General features: G+C 31.6%; 19 protein-coding genes. 5 read left to right on the plus strand and 14 right to left on the minus strand.

The window, feature by feature from the left end; translation table 11 throughout:
* Positions 1-46 precede the first annotated feature (46 nt).
* The 8 genes from H8707_RS14575 to H8707_RS14610 all read right to left on the minus strand — a co-directional run bounded on the left by H8707_RS14575 (position 47) and on the right by H8707_RS14610 (position 7208).
* Complete coding sequence (locus H8707_RS14575) at positions 47-259, minus strand: hypothetical protein (RefSeq protein WP_262430881.1); 213 nt, start codon at positions 257-259, stop codon at positions 47-49.
* A 109-nt stretch (positions 260-368) separates the two neighbouring features.
* Entirely contained in the window at positions 369-557 is a 189-nt protein-coding gene (locus H8707_RS14580) for a hypothetical protein (protein ID WP_262430882.1), read from the minus strand.
* Positions 558-614: 57 nt separating this feature from the next.
* Positions 615-1160, minus strand: a complete 546-nt coding sequence (locus tag H8707_RS14585; RefSeq protein WP_262430883.1) for a class IV adenylate cyclase — start codon at positions 1158-1160, stop codon at positions 615-617.
* Positions 1161-1170: 10 nt separating this feature from the next.
* Positions 1171-1902: a glucosamine-6-phosphate deaminase gene (gene nagB, locus H8707_RS14590; protein ID WP_262430884.1), complete on the minus strand. Its 732-nt coding sequence runs from the start codon at positions 1900-1902 to the stop codon at positions 1171-1173.
* Between the two features lie 4 nt (positions 1903-1906).
* Positions 1907-2596, minus strand: a complete 690-nt coding sequence (locus H8707_RS14595) for a metallophosphoesterase (protein WP_262430885.1) — start codon at positions 2594-2596, stop codon at positions 1907-1909.
* Between the two features lie 76 nt (positions 2597-2672).
* On the minus strand, positions 2673-5114 hold the full coding sequence (locus H8707_RS14600) for an ATP-binding protein (protein WP_262430886.1): 2442 nt from the start codon (positions 5112-5114) through the stop codon (positions 2673-2675).
* Positions 5114-6190 carry a metallophosphoesterase family protein gene (locus tag H8707_RS14605; RefSeq protein ID WP_262430887.1) on the minus strand — a complete coding sequence of 359 codons (1077 nt, stop codon included), beginning with the start codon at positions 6188-6190 and terminating at the stop codon, positions 5114-5116. The genes H8707_RS14600 and H8707_RS14605 overlap by 1 nt, the downstream gene beginning before the upstream one ends.
* Before the next feature lie 88 nt (positions 6191-6278).
* Entirely contained in the window at positions 6279-7208 is a 930-nt protein-coding gene (locus H8707_RS14610) for a 1-phosphofructokinase family hexose kinase (protein ID WP_262430888.1), read from the minus strand.
* Between the two features lie 136 nt (positions 7209-7344).
* Here H8707_RS14610 and sdaAB point away from each other — a divergent pair, with 136 nt between their 5' ends.
* Both sdaAB and sdaAA read left to right on the plus strand, forming a co-directional pair.
* Positions 7345-8013 (plus strand): L-serine ammonia-lyase, iron-sulfur-dependent subunit beta, encoded by a 669-nt coding sequence (gene sdaAB / locus H8707_RS14615; protein WP_262430889.1) that lies wholly within the window; start codon positions 7345-7347, stop codon positions 8011-8013.
* Between the two features lie 4 nt (positions 8014-8017).
* Positions 8018-8887, plus strand: coding sequence for an L-serine ammonia-lyase, iron-sulfur-dependent, subunit alpha (gene sdaAA / locus H8707_RS14620; RefSeq protein ID WP_262430890.1), 870 nt, complete (start codon positions 8018-8020; stop codon positions 8885-8887).
* Between the two features lie 12 nt (positions 8888-8899).
* On the opposite strand, the gene H8707_RS14625 is transcribed toward sdaAA, so the two are convergent.
* The 6 genes from H8707_RS14625 to aac(6') all read right to left on the minus strand — a co-directional run bounded on the left by H8707_RS14625 (position 8900) and on the right by aac(6') (position 13825).
* Positions 8900-10267, minus strand: a complete 1368-nt coding sequence (locus H8707_RS14625; protein ID WP_262430891.1) for an MATE family efflux transporter — start codon at positions 10265-10267, stop codon at positions 8900-8902.
* A 159-nt stretch (positions 10268-10426) separates the two neighbouring features.
* Entirely contained in the window at positions 10427-12112 is a 1686-nt protein-coding gene (locus H8707_RS14630; RefSeq protein WP_262430892.1) for a phospho-sugar mutase, read from the minus strand.
* Between the two features lie 149 nt (positions 12113-12261).
* Positions 12262-12558 carry a gamma carbonic anhydrase family protein gene (locus H8707_RS14635; RefSeq protein ID WP_262430995.1) on the minus strand — a complete coding sequence of 99 codons (297 nt, stop codon included), beginning with the start codon at positions 12556-12558 and terminating at the stop codon, positions 12262-12264.
* A 30-nt stretch (positions 12559-12588) separates the two neighbouring features.
* Positions 12589-12762 (minus strand): gamma carbonic anhydrase family protein, encoded by a 174-nt coding sequence (locus tag H8707_RS14640; RefSeq protein WP_262430893.1) that lies wholly within the window; start codon positions 12760-12762, stop codon positions 12589-12591.
* 114 nt (positions 12763-12876) lie between these two features.
* A complete protein-coding gene (locus tag H8707_RS14645) occupies positions 12877-13278 on the minus strand; it encodes a hypothetical protein (protein ID WP_262430894.1) in 402 nt (133 codons plus the stop codon).
* Positions 13279-13384: 106 nt separating this feature from the next.
* Complete coding sequence (aac(6'), locus tag H8707_RS14650; protein ID WP_262430895.1) at positions 13385-13825, minus strand: aminoglycoside 6'-N-acetyltransferase; 441 nt, start codon at positions 13823-13825, stop codon at positions 13385-13387.
* Between the two features lie 560 nt (positions 13826-14385).
* Here aac(6') and H8707_RS14655 point away from each other — a divergent pair.
* The 3 genes from H8707_RS14655 (at position 14386) to H8707_RS14665 (ending at position 17201) form a co-directional block, all read left to right on the plus strand.
* The gene (locus H8707_RS14655; RefSeq protein ID WP_262430896.1) at positions 14386-14946 is read left to right on the plus strand and encodes a GNAT family N-acetyltransferase; all 561 of its coding nucleotides are present in this window, start codon (positions 14386-14388) and stop codon (positions 14944-14946) included.
* A gap of 145 nt (positions 14947-15091) precedes the next feature.
* Positions 15092-15928: a DNA adenine methylase gene (locus tag H8707_RS14660; RefSeq protein WP_262430897.1), complete on the plus strand. Its 837-nt coding sequence runs from the start codon at positions 15092-15094 to the stop codon at positions 15926-15928.
* Complete coding sequence (locus H8707_RS14665; protein ID WP_321586200.1) at positions 15918-17201, plus strand: type II restriction enzyme; 1284 nt, start codon at positions 15918-15920, stop codon at positions 17199-17201. Before H8707_RS14660 ends, H8707_RS14665 begins: the two co-directional genes overlap by 11 nt.
* The last annotated feature ends 38 nt before the right edge of the window (positions 17202-17239 follow it).

A 17239-nucleotide genomic window follows, 5' to 3' on the forward strand; every position in this document is an offset into this window, starting at 1 on the left:
TTTGAAAAATACGAAAAAATCCCGTTTTAAACGGGATTTTTAAATCTTAGCAGAATCCACCGAATATGATAACTAATAGCAAGAAGAAAAATAATAATGAGTCGTCCGTTTCTCCCCCGCAGCCGCCACCAAAAAAGCCACAGTTCGAGAATAGTATAACTAGTATTAAAAAGAAGAACAATAAGGAGTCATCCATTTCATTAAATCCTCCAAAAAATCCTCCTCTTCTTTCTCTATTAGCACCTAGTTCTTCAACCATAATATAGCCTCCTTTTATTTTATACTCAATTCATATTATGAAAGGAAGTAATATTTGGTTACTTTGTCAATACATAATCAAAAAGAAAACACAGTAACTAGACTGTGTTTTAATGTTTGTGTCCTCCATCATTGAATAATAGAAGTATTAATAAAATCCAAATTATCCAATTGTCACCGAACAAGCCGTCAAAACCTCCAAATCCACCAAATCCTCCGTCAAAACCTCCGGTCAACAATAAAATTACGAAAATCCAGATAATTATGTCGTTATCTTTCCCAAGTATTCCTTCTAGCATTTTAAAACCCCCTCTAATTAAGAATTAATACATATTATTCTTAATTAGAGGATTTTGTTACTCTAAACCTATTTCTTCTCTAAGCTCAACTATTGACTTGGTTGATACATTGTCATTATCAATAGCTAATAAATTGATTAGCCTGTCAAGGTCTTCTTTATTCTCTACTTCTATTTCCATATAGGGATATGGGTATGTTTTTTCATCCCATCTATCCAAATCAAGTCTTGCTCCTTCAAGTTCATAGGATATTCTTGTTTTGAATCCCTCGACTACTTTGTCAAATCCTAAATCCTTTAGGATCTCAAGCATCACATCTTTATCTTCGATATTTGTATTCAGTTCTATATTTTCTCTTATACATTCATTTTTAATGTTTTTCTTAAGAGTAAGTGTAACGGTCGAAGTATTAGATAATATATCATGAGTCTCACGTATTCTAAAATATGCATCAAGATATGTTTTAATAGGTGTTTTGCTGGAATCAATCAAGGTGTTTACCTGATGCTCCTTAGCCAGAATCCTGCCCCCTAATGAGACAATCTTCTCTTCAATGTCGTTAAGATCCATATTCAATACTTTAACTTCTAATTCCTTTGTCATTTCTAATCTCCTATTTCATCAAACTATATGCATCCTCATCGGCAATAATTGTAACATCAGGATGCAAAAGTAAAAATGATGCAGGCAGATAAGTTGATACTTTATCGCTCATTAAAAGCTTCTTAACCGCTTCTTGTTTGCCTTTTCCACTTGCCAATAGGATTATACGTTTTGCCTTTAATATACTTCCTATGCCCATAGATAGAGCCTCTTTTGGTACTTCTTCCATTGAATTAAAAAAACGAGCATTTGATTTAATCGTTTCTTCTGTTAATTTAACAATGCTCGTATTTACAGATAGTTCCTCATCAGGTTCATTGAATGCTATATGCCCATTAGAACCTATACCCAATAATTGTAGGTCAAGTCCTCCTGCTTCTTCTATACGCTTATCATAATTTTTGCAAAAATCCAACAAATCTTTTGTTTTTCCATCCGGTACATTGGTATTTTCTTTTTTTATGTTTATGTGATCGAACAGTTCATGATCCATAAAATATCTATAGCTATTTGGATTATCTCCACCGAGGCCTACATATTCATCTAAATTAAAGGTTTTAATCTTTGAAAAATCCAGATCTTCTTCTTTATGCATCCTTATTAATTCTTTATAAGTACCTATAGGTGTGCTTCCTGTAGCTAATCCAAGGATAGCATCTGGTGATTGCTTAACCACTTCAGCTATTATTTCACTAGCTTGTTTACTCAATTCATCATAATTTTTTTTAATTAAAACCTTCATAACATCACTCTCCTATTATTTTTTTTGGCATAAAATCTATATAGTCACATGAAACCAAGTGAAACTCAATTTCATCGATTCGCCCTTCTACTGCATACTTATGACCTTCTGCATGCAAATGGCCATAAACACATATATCTACTTTATATTCTCTCATCAGCAGTACAAATTCATTGGGACTTAAGTCCATATTAAAAGGAGGATAATGTATCATTACTATTTTTTTGTTAATAGAATCCCCTAGGCTTTCTAATGAAAGTTTTAGCCTATTTAATTCTCTTAAGAATATCTTTTCATCCTCCTGTTTGAATTCATCGTTATCTTTTGAAAGCCAGCCCCTTGTCCCTGCAATTCCTATATCTTTATATATAAAACTATTATTTTGCATGAAAATTATAGAATTCATATTCAGTCTATTTAACTTTGAAAGGCTTCCCCACCAGTAATCGTGATTACCCTTTATCATTATCTTTTTGCCCGGTAATTCATCAATAACCCTTAGATCTTCTATAGCATCTTCCAATTTTAATGCCCATGAAATATCTCCCGGTATCAGAACTAAATCATCTTCCTTTATTGTATTATTCCAATTCTCAATTATCCTGACATCATGATTTAACCATTTTTCGCCAAATATGTCCATGGACTTATTTTTTGTATGATCAAAATGCAGATCTCCGATACTGTAGATCATTTAGTCACCTCATCTTAATGTTTAACATCAACCCTAAAAAACTGTATTTTAAGTGTTTTTTATCTTAATGTTTTACTTAACTTAATGTAATTAGGTTATAATTTATATTTAAATTATTCAATGCCTCCATCTCCCTGTTATGGCAGGAAAACAAAATAACCTGTCTTGTATCCTTTATATCAATTAAAAGATTTAAAATATTATTTAACCTATTGTTGTCATATTGAATAAAACAATCATCTAATATCAATGGTAGCTTATCCTCTGTCATGGAATTTATAATCCCGAACCTTAAAGAAAAATATAATTGATCAATAGTACCACCGCTTAAGTTCTCTATATCAACTACTTCTCCAATTTGAGGGTCAACCACTGATATATTTAATTTGTTATCAATTTTAACAGCTGAATATTTCCCATTTGTTATTTTATTTATCATGCTCCCAACCTTTTCATTGATATGCGGAGCAAATTGATTGTGTATATCCTTAGACAATTCTTCAATAGTTGACTTTGCCAATTCTATAGCATTTTTTTTGTTATCAAACTCTTCAAGAATATTTTTACATCTTTCCATTTCTTCTTCTATCTCAACTAATCGTGAAATTTTTGGATTTATAAGACTTATTTTTTCATCAATCCCTTTTTTATCAAGCTTAGTATCAGATATACTTTGGGTCAAATTCTCGATGCTGTCTTTTATAGAGTTTTTAGATTGTATGTCTTCTGATATAATTTCATCATTCTCATATTCTTTATTTATATTTAAATCATTTTCTAACTTTTCTAAAGTATAATCACCTAGAACTTTATTAAACAATTCTTTTTTATTATAAAATTTTATCTGAATTTCATCAAGTTTTATTTTTTTATTAAGTCCCTCTCGAATTTCAGATGTGGTATTTACTCCATATTTTAATAATAATTCATTTAAAGAATTTAGTAAATCTTCTTTTTCAGATTGCAAATCATTTTTTTTATTAACTTCTATGTTCAATTTATTTTTAAGTTCCTCTTGAGATTCATATTTTTGCTCTACTCTATAATTTTCTCTCTGTGATCTTTCATATAGATCCCTTAATTCAAATTTTGAATTTAACTTATATTTATCCAAAATTATTTTTTCTTCTTCCCCAATTTGAATAATTTTCCTTTCTCTATTTTCACCGTTAATTGCGGTTTCTCTGATTTTTTCCTCAATTTTGCCAACTGATTTGTCAATTTTTTTAGTTTTCCATACTAAAAGTATGACCATAGGAACAAGGAGTTGAGGCAAAACAACAGAATATCCATATACCTTTGATAAATATATAAGCAATATATATATAATAAAAATCGATATCCCGCCAAAAATGTATTTATTTTTTTCTGCCTTCGTTGAATCCAAATCTCTTTTTAAGAATTCCAATCCGGAACTATCCTGGGATAAAAATAATTTGTTTTTTCCCTCTTCAAGACCTTCAAATGCTAAATAATCCTTTTTTATCTCTTCCATATCCTTATATATACTTTGCAAGCCAATGTCAGAGGATTCGCTCAAGTTTTCTTCCAATTCCATTATCTTTTTGTTAATCTCATCTATCCTGCTCTCTTTAACTTCTATCTTTCTCTCTATTAAAGCGCAATTGTCATAATCGGATTCCGAATAATCTTTGAATTTATCCAAATCGTCCAATTGTGTTTTAAGATCATCCAATTTTTCATTTAATCTCAGAGCTTCGGCATATGTATTTTTCATTTCCCTATATTCTACCTGTCTTAGCAGTAACCTTTCTTTATCAAGCTTTTTCTCCAAGTTATGAAGTTCCTTGTTTAACTCCTCAGATTGGTCAAGCAAATTATAATATTCATCTTTTAATCCCAGAATTTCTTCTTTTTCATTCTCCATATCAATTAATTCATTATTTGTTTTACAATAAATTGATGTAGGTGCCCTTAAGGAACCTATACTTTTAAGTCTGTTATCCAATTCCTTTAATGCATTGTCTACAGAGATATTCTCATCTAGGGATGTGGAAACATTGACAAGTTTATCCCTCAACTCTTCAGCCAACTCGTCTTCTGTTTTTGTACAGAGTTGTCTGGTTGAAATTGTATTTGAGTAAACAGCATTGTTGAACCCAAAGAAATGAAGCCCAGGTTGAAGCTTCTTACTTTTTTCTCCATTGTCTATTTCTTGAGTTATATCTTCCGCAGTATTCTCCACAAGAACCCTGGCATTTGCATTTCTTTTATTAAATTCACGCTCTATTCTATAAAGAGTCCCATCATGGGAAAAAATCATAACCCCTGCATATCTTTTGGAATTCCAAGGCTGATATTTTTTAAGTTCGTCAGTATATCTTACGGTCTTGCTATTTGGTTTTAAAAATCCATAAAACATACCATCTATAAAACTATGAATGGTTGTTTTGCCGCTTTCATTTTCCCCATATATAATATTGATGCCATCTTTAAATTTTAGCTGTTTATCTTCAAATTTCCCAAATCCAATGAGATTTAGCTCATTTATTATCACTAGTATACCTCCTTTAAAAGGACTTCTAAGCCAATGTAGAGGGCTTCTTTTACACATCTTTTATTTAAATCCTTACCCTTCATATTTCTTATAAATTGGCCGACTATATTGTCTTTATGAAGAACTTCCAAGGCATCAAGATCATAATCAGGTATTGTTTCATCAAACAATTCTACATGATAAAAATATTCCTCTATATCCTCATATAAATTTTCTAAACTTATATCGTTTTGAGCATAACCTTTGAGATAAATTCTGTAAAAGTCTTTTTCCGGATTCCCCGTTTGAATTGATTTTACTTTCTCTTTTATATCTAAATAGCCCATATTTCCATCAATATCAATATCCTCTTCATAAAAGCATCTCATGCTAAATGGCAAAAATTCAAATTTAGTTTTCCCGTTTTCTATTACGCCTTGTATTATACCCCTTTCACCTAATTCACCAAAATCCAACGGTTCTGGTGAACCGCAGTAGGCAATTTTATCATTGTATATAATAGGCTTATGAATATGGCCTAATGCTATATAATCCATATTGAGTTTATTTAACTCATCGAGGGTCAATGGCAAATACTTTGACTCCTTATTTATATCACCATGAAGTATCAACATCTTATTTTTATCATTATCTTCATGTTCATATTCAAAATTATCGAACAAATGATTGTCAGCAATTTCACTTCTATCCCAACTATATCCATAAATAACCGTATTTAAATCAGAAAATACTTTCTTCTCCAATTTATTTTGAAAGATAGTCACATTTGGGCTCCATTCCACTCTATTATATAGAGATTTGTTGTTTAAAATATCGTGATTCCCTGCAACTATCAATATATTTATGCCTTTAGCTTTCATAAAAATGTCTCTAACCCTTTTAATATCTCCAATGGTAAAATAATCATATTCAAATAAATCTCCGGCAATTAATAAAAAGTCAACACTTTTTTCCGTACAATAATTTACAATCCTCTCAAAGGTAGACCAAAGTTCACGCCTTCTCATGACGGCCTTATCTTTATGAAATGAGACTTTATTAAATTTGAGTCCCAAATGGATATCTCCTGTATGCACAAATTTAATAATTTTAAAACACCTCCTTAAGTCAATTCACAATTCACAATTCACAGTTCACAATTCACAATGCACAAGCCACACTGTACTAATAATTGAAAATATTTACATCAATATCATTCATTATCCTCTTTATATCACCCATATCAAATGTTTCCCAATCTTCGAAGCTATTTGCCATTCCGCATGCTTGTCCCAATTTTAACATCATTTCCAAATCATAGTTTCTCGATAGTGCCAATGCATATCCACCCAACATATATCCGTAGTTGATATTTACATTGGATAATGCCAATTTTTCTATATCAACCCTATAGATATGCTCTTTAGTTAAAACTATACTTCCATTTCTGCCTAAATCTATAGCAATTACACTAACTTCTTTATCTAGTATATATTGCGTTGCTTTAATAATTTCATATTCATAATCCAGCTTGAGCTTGGTTAAGTATTCTAAATCAGTTTGATTTATCAAGACAAGATAAGGAGATGCATCAAGTGCAATTTTCAGCTCATCTCCATGTGTTCTAAGTAACGATTTTTTCCCATATCTATTTGCAAGAGATATAAAATTATAGAAAATTTCTTTTGAAACATACTTTGGCAAATCACCTATGCAGCATAAGATATCAGCTCTGGAAATGTTCCTATTGAATAGTTCATAAAATCCGACAATATCTTCTCTTGTTATTCGAGGCATTTCCCCTTTTATGTTGATTTCTCTATTCCTTAAGGAGATAATAATAGAGTCAGCAGTTTCATCCTTTACAAAGAGATAATCATTTGAAATGCCGACGTCGTTTAAAGTCTTTCTAATATATTCACCATTAATACCACCTAAAAATCCACTTAGAAAAACTTCCTCATTCAGTCCGTGCAGAAGATAAGAAAGCTCAATAGCTTCTCCGCCCGGTCCAATGGTTACATCTTTAGCAATAAGATTGTCATCATCAAGTTCAGTTGAGCTTAAGATATATTTTCTTTTTAAGATTGGATTTAAATCTATCGTAAAAATCATATCTTCGCCTCTCTTTCAGGATTGGGTTTGTTATCTATATTATACACTATTTGTATAATAATGGGGAATTTAAGTATTTGCATTTTTTTTAACAAGATAATATAATACTTATATCAAAGATTAGGAGGAAAATTTAATGAAAGATTTTAGTACATTTGATATCCTTGGTCCTATAATGATCGGGCCTTCCAGTTCACATACGGCAGGAGCTGTAAAACTAGGTAAAATAGCTATGGAAATATCAAATGGTAACTTTTATAAAGTAGAATTTTATCTGCATGGGTCATTTGCGAAAACATACAAAGGGCATGGTACAGATAAAGCGTTAGTAGCCGGAATTCTTGGTTTTGAACCTTCAGATGACAGAATAAGAAATTCCCTCAATATTGCAAAGAATAAAAATATTGATATAAAATTTATTGAAAAAGATTTAGGATATCAACATCCTAATACGGTTAAAATATTATTTAAATATAGAGATAAAAAAGATTTTTATGTAATAGGATCTTCGATTGGCGGCGGTAATATTGTGATCACCGATATAAATGGAGATATTGTTGAATTTACAGGAGATTTACCTACTATGATTCTTAAATACAAGGACAAAAAGGGAATTATAAGCAAAATTAGTTCAATCCTGTCTAACAATGAATTAAATATAGCAACTATGAAAGTTACTAGAGATAAAGATATTGCAACTATGATTTGTGAAACGGATAGCAAACTATCTAAAAATATAATCGATGAAATATCGAATTTAAGTGAGATCACATATTCTCGTTTCATGAATCCCATAAGGAGATGAGATAGTGTTTAACAAAGGATCAGAATTATTAAATTTATGTAATGAGAAGAATAAGAAAATTTCTGAAATAGTCTTATTGAAGGAGCAGTCTTTTTCTGATCTTACTATAGAAGAAATAAGAGAAAAAATGATGGATGCCTTAGATGTCATGAAAGAATCTGCAAATGCTGCCTTAAATCAGAAAATCGTATCTGTATCTGGTATGACCGGTGGTGATTCAAAAAAGGTTGAAGATTATAGAAAAAATAATAAGCCTTTGAGCGGAGTATTTATAAATTCTGCAATGGCAAAGGCACTGTCCACTTCAGAGGTAAATGCTTCAATGGGTAGAATCGTAGCCGCACCAACTGCCGGTGCCTCTGGTATACTGCCTAGCGCAATACTTTCAGCTAAGGAAAAACTTGATTTAAGTGATGAAGAACTTGTTAACGGTTTATTTACAGCTTCCGGGATTGGAGAAATTGTAGCTAAAAATGCAACTATATCTGGAGCAGAAGGAGGATGTCAAGCAGAATGTGGAGTCGCCGCTGCGATGGCAGCCGGTGCCTTGGTGGAAATGTCAGGAGGAACCCCTGAACAGGCTTTAGACGCTGCAAGTTTTGCTCTTATCAATGTAATGGGATTGGTATGTGACCCTGTTGGCGGCTTGGTTGAATATCCATGTGCCTTACGCAATGCCTCAGGAGTGGTAAATGCTTTTACTTCTGCTGATTTGGCATTAGCCGGTGTGAAATCTTTGGTACCCTTCGATGAGGTTGTAGAGGCAATGTATAGAGTAGGAAAAGCACTTCCTGAAACATTGAGAGAAACAGCTTTGGGCGGATTAGCAGCAACCCCCACAGCTAGAAGAGTCACTGGGAATAGTCCCCAGTGATCTTTAGTACCTTTATCTTAAGGTTATATATTTCCATTTATCAGTTTTAAATCTCATTCTTATTAATGCCCATCTTACAAGTTGATCAATTAATAATGCCAGCCATGCTCCAAATAATGCCATCTCCAATACCTTAACAAAGTAATAAGCCAATACTACTCTAATTCCTATAATTCCAATAAATGTGATAACTAGTGTCCATATAGTGTCTCCCGCTCCTCTCAAGCCGCCGGATATTATTAACTGTACCGTTTGAAAAGGCTGAATAATCGCAATGAGTTTCAATATACTTGCTGCTTCAGTAACAACCTCCGGATTATTTGAATATAAACCGGCAACAAAAGGACCAAATAAGTAAAGTGAAACCCCTATAACGATTGAAATAACGATTCCTATTTTATTGCAATCTTCGATATAATGATTGGCCAAATCAGGTTCCTTTGCACCAATGCTCCTACCGGTAAGAGTTGATGCTGCTATTCCAAATGCTTGACCTGGGGTAAAAGAAAGATTTAATATGTTGATACAAATCTGATGGGTGGCATAGGCTACAGTGCCAAGAGTTGCTATCAGTTTTGTAAAAATTAAAATTCCCACTCTGAATGCCACCTGTTCCATTGCTGCAGGAGCACCGATTTTTGTCAAATTATAGATAATATCTTTATCTAATTTAAATTCGTGTTTTAAGTTTATATGTATAGTGCTTTCCGGTCTCCTTATATATCTAATTAAAAGTACTGTAGCAACAACTTGGGATAAGGTTGTGGATATGCCTGCTCCGGTTGCCCCCAATGCGGGAAAGCCAAGTAATCCATAAATCAATATTGCATTACCAAACACGTTTGCCAAATTGGCTGTAAGATTGATTCGCATTGGCGTTTTAGTATCACCTACACCCCTTAAAGATGCTACGATAGAAAAATTAAAAGCTTGAAATATAAATCCTAAGACTACTACTCTAAAATAACCTGTCCCTACAGCCAATGTATCTTGGTGCGCACCTAGGAAAGTCATCACATTCTCAGTAAAGCCCAATCCTATAATTAAAATAGGTACAACTAAAAAAAATTGAGTCAATATCATAATGTGTTTTACCACAGACTCGATTTTATCCTCTTTCTTCGCACCTATATATCTTGCCACCATTGCAGTCGCTCCTGCATTTAAAGCTTGCACGAGGGAGAGTCCTATAAACATAAGTTGATTTGTGATACCTACAGCTGCTATAGAAGCAGTTGAAATATCCACATCACCATATCTCCCCAGCATAATCATATCAACCATTCCAAATAAAGTCCCTAAAAACAATTCAACAAATACAGGCCCTGCCAGTTTGATTATGTTGGACCGCAGATCCTTTTCACTTAAACTCGATTCCATTTATACACCTCTATATAAAATAATTTAGATACTCTAAATATTATAACATCTTTCGTTGCAATTGACAATCAGCAATTTGCAATCGATTCCTGAGTTTATAGAAAGACCTTCGCTTTTAGATTTATCTTTATCCCTTCATTTCTGTGGACACCATCGATGTTATTCTATTGACTCCATTCTTTCTTTAACTATTTTTTCTATTAAATCTACTTTGTGCTTTGATTCATCTTTAGTTTTAGCTTTTGAATAGACATATAATTTTATTTTGGGCTCAGTTCCCGATGGTCTAACTGCATACCAAGACCCATCATCCAAATAGTATTTTAAAACATCCGAAACTCCTGCATCGGTTTCATCATTTAAATAGTCTATAGTTTTAACCAGCTTCATATCCCCTATTTTTAAAATAGGATTGTTTCTTATATCTATCATCATCCTGCTTATTCTTTTTTGCCCTTCTATCCCTTCCAGCACCAATTGAAATAATCTTTCACTATAATATCCATACTCCTCATAGATATCCTCCAGAACTTCTAAGAGGCTTTTACCTCTCTTCTTATAATATCCTGCCATCTCAGCAACAAGCATGGAAGAAACAACTGCATCTTTATCTCTAACGATATTTCCGTAAACATAGCCAATGCTTTCTTCATATCCGAAAATAAATTCATATTCCTTTGTTATATCCCATTTATTTGGCAACGAACAAATATTCTTAAATCCGGTTAGGGTTTCAAACATTTCCACTCCATATTTTTCAGCTATTACTTTGCTTAAGTCTCCGGTAACTATGCTCTTTACAACTGCACCGTTTTCAGGCAAATCTCCTTTTATTTTTCTTGTAGACAGTATATAGTTGATAAGTAACACCCCTACTTGATTTCCGTTCAAATAAGTATAGCTTCCATCCGGATTTGCCGCAGCCATAGCAAGTCTATCGCAATCAGGATCCGTTGCCAATAATACTTCTGCCCCCATTTTCTTGCCTAATTTCTCCGAATATGCAAAAGCTCTTATATCTTCAGGATTTGGATATCCAACAGTAGAAAATTCAGAATCCGGATTTTCCTGTTCCGGTACCACTGCGATATTTGAAAACCCTCTATCTCGAAGTACTCTCCTTACAGGTATATTGCCCGTGCCATTTAAAGGAGTATATACTATTTTTATGTCCTTATCGATATCATCATTTATAGCCATATCAACAATTTTTTGATTATATTCATCATCCAATTCCTTACCTACATATTGGATTAAGCCTTTATTTATTGCTTCATCTAACTCCATAAGGCTGATATTCCTGAAATTTTCTATTCCATTTATCTCATCAACTATTTCTTCTGCTATATCATCAAGAATTTGAGAACCATTTTCCCAATATACCTTATATCCATTATAATCCTTAGGATTGTGACTAGCTGTAACAACAACGCCAGCAATAGTATTTAACCTTCTTACCGTATAAGATAATAAAGGGGTAGTCCTTATTCCGTCATATAGATATGTCTTGATTCCATTTCCTGCCAACACCCTAGCTGTAATCTCTGCAAATACATCAGAGTATTTTCTGACATCATAAGCAATAGCAACTCCTCTGTCAATGGCTTCTTGACCTTTATTTATAATTGTTTGGGCAAGCCCTTGAGTTACCAATGCAACAGTATATTGATTCATTCGATTTGTCCCTGCCCCAATTTTCCCTCTTAGCCCGGCAGTACCAAATGATAAGTCTTTGTAAAATCTATCTTCAAGCTCCTTTTCATCTGTTATATTTCTTAATTCTTCTTTTGTTTTCTCATCAAAATAATCATCTTCCAGCCAACTTTTGTATTTTTCTATGTACATATCTTTACCTCCTATATTTATATTACTTATATATTGTTGAATAATTTATACCCAAAATACAATTTAGAATGCATATACATTGCTGAAATAATTTTAAAGAGCAACAAATAATAAAGTATCTCAAAAATCGGTTATCAATGCCGAATTCACTATATATGTTTTTTCCATAATTCATAGTATCTTAAGGCATTTTTTCGAATGTTTGCAATTTCCTCATCAGTTACCTGTCTAACTACCTTTCCGGGAGATCCAAGAACAAGTGAATTAGAAGGTATTATCTTGCCTTCTGTAACTAAACTGCCTGCTCCAATGATACAATTATCTCCTATAATTGCATTATTCAATATTATTGCACCCATTCCTATCAAACAGTTGTTACCAACAGTACACCCGTGAACTATTGCATTATGCCCAACTACTGTATACTCACCTACTCTTGTAGGAATGTCATTTTCTGTATGTACTGAGGCATTATCCTAAATATTTGAATACCTACCGATATAAATATTTTCTATATCTCCTCGAAGAACTGTGCTATACCAAATACTGACACCCTCTTCAAGCGTTACATCACCAATTACAGAAGCAGTATCGGCAACAAATGTATCCTCATGAATATTTGGTTTTATATCTTTTAAATTTCTAATCATTGTAGATCTACTCCTTTAAATTAAATATTGTTATATTAATGAATTATAACATATAATGCTCTATTAAAAAAATAAATCCCTAAAATTCAGGGACTTATACTTAATTATATCATTTTACTCCCATCCTATATTCTCCAGCAGCTCTCTACTTATATAAGAATTGAGGACTTTCATCTTATTGTCATATAAATATCTCATGATTATATTGAAGTCTTCATTGTCTTTTGAACAGGCATTAGCACCTTCGAAAGCTGCTATCAAACCTTGAAAATACTCTAAAAGAAAAGCAAAAAATATAATACAATCTTCTTCACTAACTGTAGCTCTGGTAAATTTGTAAAACTCATCTTCCAAATACTGTTTCCTTGAAATAATTTTTTCTAAAATTTTTATCATATCGTCATTAATATTTTTAGTATCATATTTTGCCAGACCTTCCTCATTATCTATACCAAGCTTATCCATAGCAAGTCTCAAATTTCTCTTTAAATATCTGTCATTAAAATCAACTATCATATTAATACCCCCTCGTATAATATAAAATGCTAGGATAATATATTATTTAGTTATAGTATATGAGTTTAACGTGATAAATAATTCAGACAGACATGCTAAAATTATGTTAAATATCTTTTATAAAGCAAATCATTTTATTTGTTTCTTCAAACCCCATATCTATAAGAAATTCAAAGCTAACATTATTTCTAATAGTACAATCGGTGCCTATTTCAGAGCAGCCTTTCTTTTTAACCCAATCAACACCTGCATTATATAATTCGCTTCCCACCCCTTTTCGCCTGTATTCAGGTTTTACAAACAAGCCTTCTATATACCCTACAGGGCTTGAAGCCGAGCCCTCCACGTAATCCTTTCTAATGGACATGTGGATGAACCCTATGTACTCATCATCGACTTTGGCTAAAAACACCTTATCCGATAGATGTCCAAGGATATATTCAAAATCTCTTTTCAAATCATCTAAATCATTTTCCGGCCAAAGATCCAATGCCATTTGAGACAACTCATCAATGTTTTCATCTGATGCTCGCACTATATTGATCATAAAATTCTCCTTTAAATTATCGTTAATATTAATATTAATTTTAATTTTGCCTTAACTCTCAAAAATATAATTTCCTAATATGCTATATTTTATGATAAAATTAATTCAATTCACAATTTCTTTCAATTCACAATTCACAATTCACAATTCACAATTAAAGGATAAAAGATTGTTGGGTCATTCTCTAGAGCCTTAGAGACAATTCACAATTCACAATTCACAATTCACAGTTCACAATTAAAAGATAAAAGATTGTTGGGTCATTCTCTAGAGTCTTAGAGACAGTTCACAATTCACAATTCACAATTCACAATTAAAGGATAAAAGATTGTTGGGTCATTCTCTAGAGTCTTAGAGACAGTTCACAATTCACAGTTCACAGTTCACAATTAAAAAATAAAAAGTTAAGAGCTAAGAGTGAAGAGTTGTTAGGGGCGAGCTACAAGGTCTTAAAAGAGTAGATTCTTCGACAGTTAAGTTAATACCGCCAAACTAAAACCAGTGAAAAGTAAGGTCTAAGAGTTGAGAATTGGTGAGATCGAACTAAGGAGGTGAGATTAATGCCTAGATTAATAGGTGAAAGAATCATTCTTAGGGAGTATAAAAAGGAAGATTTGTATTCTATAAGAAAATGGGTCAATGATGATGAAATTACTAGATTCTTAAGTGATAATTTTATATATCCTCATACTTTAAATGATACGGAAAAGTTCTTAAATTCAATGTTAGAGTCCACTACAGATGCTAGAGGCTTTGTAATAGCAAAGAAGGATACTGAAGAATATATTGGACAAATTGATCTTATTAAAATAGATTGGCTTAATGGAATCGGTATCCTTGGCATTGTAATAGGTAATAAAGAGTATTTAAGTAAGGGATACGGAACAGAAGCTATTAAATTAATGGAACATTTTGCTTTTAATAATCTCAATCTTCACAAATTGGAACTAGAAGTTAGAGAATTTAACGGTAGAGCTATTCACTGCTACAAAAAATGCGGATTCAAAGAAGAAGGAAGAATAAGAGAAAATTTCTACGCTGATGGGAAATATACTGATACACTGTTTATGGGGATATTGAAAAGGGAATTTGAAGAAAATTTTATTGAAATGCACCCATAGTACTTGATTATGAACGCCTGTTCTGATATCCTGTATATAAGAGTACCAACTTAAATAATTTTTTATATATACATCTAAGGTTTAAGAAATCGATGCTTTATTACATATATTATATGATCAAGAAATATAATGAAAAGAGGATAATATGGCTAGAAACATGTTAATTCAACCATTTTTAAAATGGGCTGGTGGAAAGAGACAATTAATTAAGGAGATTGAAAAATATTTTCCAAATAAAATATCCACCTACTATGAACCTTTCTTAGGAGGAGGTGCTGTTCTTTTTTACCTGCAACCCAAAAAAGCAATTATAAATGACTATAACGCAGATTTAATTAACACTTATAAAGTAATTATGGATAATATTGAGGAATTGATTGAAAACTTGAAAAAACATAAAAACACTTCTGAATATTTTTATTATATTAGAGGGCTAGATAGAAAACCTGAATTCAAAAACTTAAACAATATTGAAAAAGCTAGTAGGCTCATATATTTGAATAAGACATGCTATAATGGGTTATTCAGGGTTAATAGCCAAGGTGAATTTAATACACCCTTTGGAAATTATAAGAATCCAAATATAGTTAATGAACATGTATTAAGAGTTGTTAACAAATATCTTAATGAAAATGATATAAGAATATTAAATTATGATTTTGAAGAAGCTTTAAAAGGAATCAGAAAGGGTTCTTTTGTATACTTTGACCCACCCTATATGCCTATAAGTGATAGTTCTTCTTTTACTGGATATACTTTAGACGGATTCAACATCGAAGATCAGATTAGATTAAAAAATCTATGCGACAATCTAGATGGAAAGGGGGTAAAATTTCTTTTATCAAATTCCTCTGCTCCCTTTATATTAGATTTATATAAAGATTATAATATTGAATTTGTAAATGCAAAAAGGTCTATAAATTCTATTGCAGGAGGTAGAGGAGAAATAAAGGAAATTTTAGTAAAAAATTATGACTTATAAAAATGATACTAAAAATGATAGGGCATGGAATCAATTATTTGAGAAGTATAAGATAATTGAAGAAATAAACAGGAACAGTTTCTTTAAAATTGCTGCGAATCAAATTAAGGAATTTAGAGAACCAAGATTAATGACTAAATTTGATCAAAAAAGTAATCTACCTGATATATTTTTAAAAAACAATCTTTCTATTCTTCCAATAACAAGAGGTAGTTATATTATAGGAAAGTTTGATGCTTATGCGGATCTTACATATAATAATATAGAAACTATCCCATTTAAAATTCCACCACATATAGAGAGTATTGATCCGCAACATATTTATTCTGAAGCTAATGCATTAAATACTGTTTTTGTTGGTGAAGTTATAAATCATATATTAGGCGAAGATACATTGCCAACTATTTCTGGAAGGATGGGAACTGGAAATTTTGACTTTAAAATTTCTTCAGGTAATAATAGTTTTAATATTAATATTTTAAATAGCCAATGTGAGATAGATGGAGGTTTCGAGAGCCAAAATAAATTATTATTAATCGAGGCTAAAAACTTTAAAGTTGATAATTTTCTAATCAGGCAAATGTATTATCCCTATAGACTTTGGAAAGATAAGGTAAATAAGGAGGTTATACCAGCCTTTTTTACATATTCAAATGACATATTTAGTTTTTTTATTTATAAATTCAATGATAAATTAAATTATAATTCGCTAGAATTAGTAGAACAAAAAAATTATGCCTTTGAGGAAGAACCTATAACATTAGATGATATTTTTAATATATTAACCAATACAAATATTATAAAAGAGCCATTAAATGTTCCTTTTCCTCAAGCTGACAATTTCGAGAGAATTATAGACTTATTAGGTTTATTAATGGAAAGCAGTTTGAGTAAAGATGATATTGCATCAAATTATAATTTTGAAAAAAGGCAAGCTGATTATTATACTAATGCCGGAATTTATTTAGGTTTAGTCAAAAAAGAAAAAAGTAGTAAAGAGATAATTTATGAATTGACTCCTTTAGGTATTCAAATCATGGGTCAAAAGCATAGGGAAAAAGTTTTAAATATATCACAATTAATATTAAAGCATGAAGTATTTCATAAAACCTTAAGAGAGTATTTTGATACACTCTCTCCTGCCACGACTGAAAATATTGTTGAATTGATGAATTTATGTTACATTCATAGAGTTCATAAACAGAGTACTTTCAAGCGAAGATCTCAAACAGTTATCCGATGGACTGAATGGATTTTAAATTTAGTAGAATAAATTACTAAGGGGATGCTTACAAGTGCTATCTAAGGATT

The organism is Paratissierella segnis (genome assembly GCF_014385195.1).
GTDB classification, from domain to species: Bacteria; Bacillota; Clostridia; order Tissierellales; family Tissierellaceae; genus Paratissierella; species Paratissierella segnis.

What these genes read in the sequence shown, in the direction of transcription:
- H8707_RS14660 (WP_262430897.1), top strand. Translation starts at nt 15,092, where the DNA reads ATGGCTAGAAACATGTTAATTCAACCATTTTTAAAATGGGCTGGTGGA.
- H8707_RS14665 (WP_321586200.1), top strand. Translation starts at nt 15,918, where the DNA reads ATGACTTATAAAAATGATACTAAAAATGATAGGGCATGGAATCAATTA.
- sdaAB (WP_262430889.1), top strand. Translation starts at nt 7,345, where the DNA reads ATGAAAGATTTTAGTACATTTGATATCCTTGGTCCTATAATGATCGGG.
- H8707_RS14625 (WP_262430891.1), bottom strand. Translation starts at nt 10,267, where the DNA reads ATGGAATCGAGTTTAAGTGAAAAGGATCTGCGGTCCAACATAATCAAA.
- H8707_RS14580 (WP_262430882.1), bottom strand. Translation starts at nt 557, where the DNA reads ATGCTAGAAGGAATACTTGGGAAAGATAACGACATAATTATCTGGATT.
- H8707_RS14575 (WP_262430881.1), bottom strand. Translation starts at nt 259, where the DNA reads ATGGTTGAAGAACTAGGTGCTAATAGAGAAAGAAGAGGAGGATTTTTT.
- H8707_RS14640 (WP_262430893.1), bottom strand. Translation starts at nt 12,762, where the DNA reads ATGATTAGAAATTTAAAAGATATAAAACCAAATATTCATGAGGATACA.
- nagB (WP_262430884.1), bottom strand. Translation starts at nt 1,902, where the DNA reads ATGAAGGTTTTAATTAAAAAAAATTATGATGAATTGAGTAAACAAGCT.
- H8707_RS14610 (WP_262430888.1), bottom strand. Translation starts at nt 7,208, where the DNA reads ATGATTTTTACGATAGATTTAAATCCAATCTTAAAAAGAAAATATATC.
- H8707_RS14645 (WP_262430894.1), bottom strand. Translation starts at nt 13,278, where the DNA reads ATGATAGTTGATTTTAATGACAGATATTTAAAGAGAAATTTGAGACTT.
- H8707_RS14630 (WP_262430892.1), bottom strand. Translation starts at nt 12,112, where the DNA reads ATGTACATAGAAAAATACAAAAGTTGGCTGGAAGATGATTATTTTGAT.
- H8707_RS14585 (WP_262430883.1), bottom strand. Translation starts at nt 1,160, where the DNA reads ATGACAAAGGAATTAGAAGTTAAAGTATTGAATATGGATCTTAACGAC.
- H8707_RS14595 (WP_262430885.1), bottom strand. Translation starts at nt 2,596, where the DNA reads ATGATCTACAGTATCGGAGATCTGCATTTTGATCATACAAAAAATAAG.
- H8707_RS14655 (WP_262430896.1), top strand. Translation starts at nt 14,386, where the DNA reads ATGCCTAGATTAATAGGTGAAAGAATCATTCTTAGGGAGTATAAAAAG.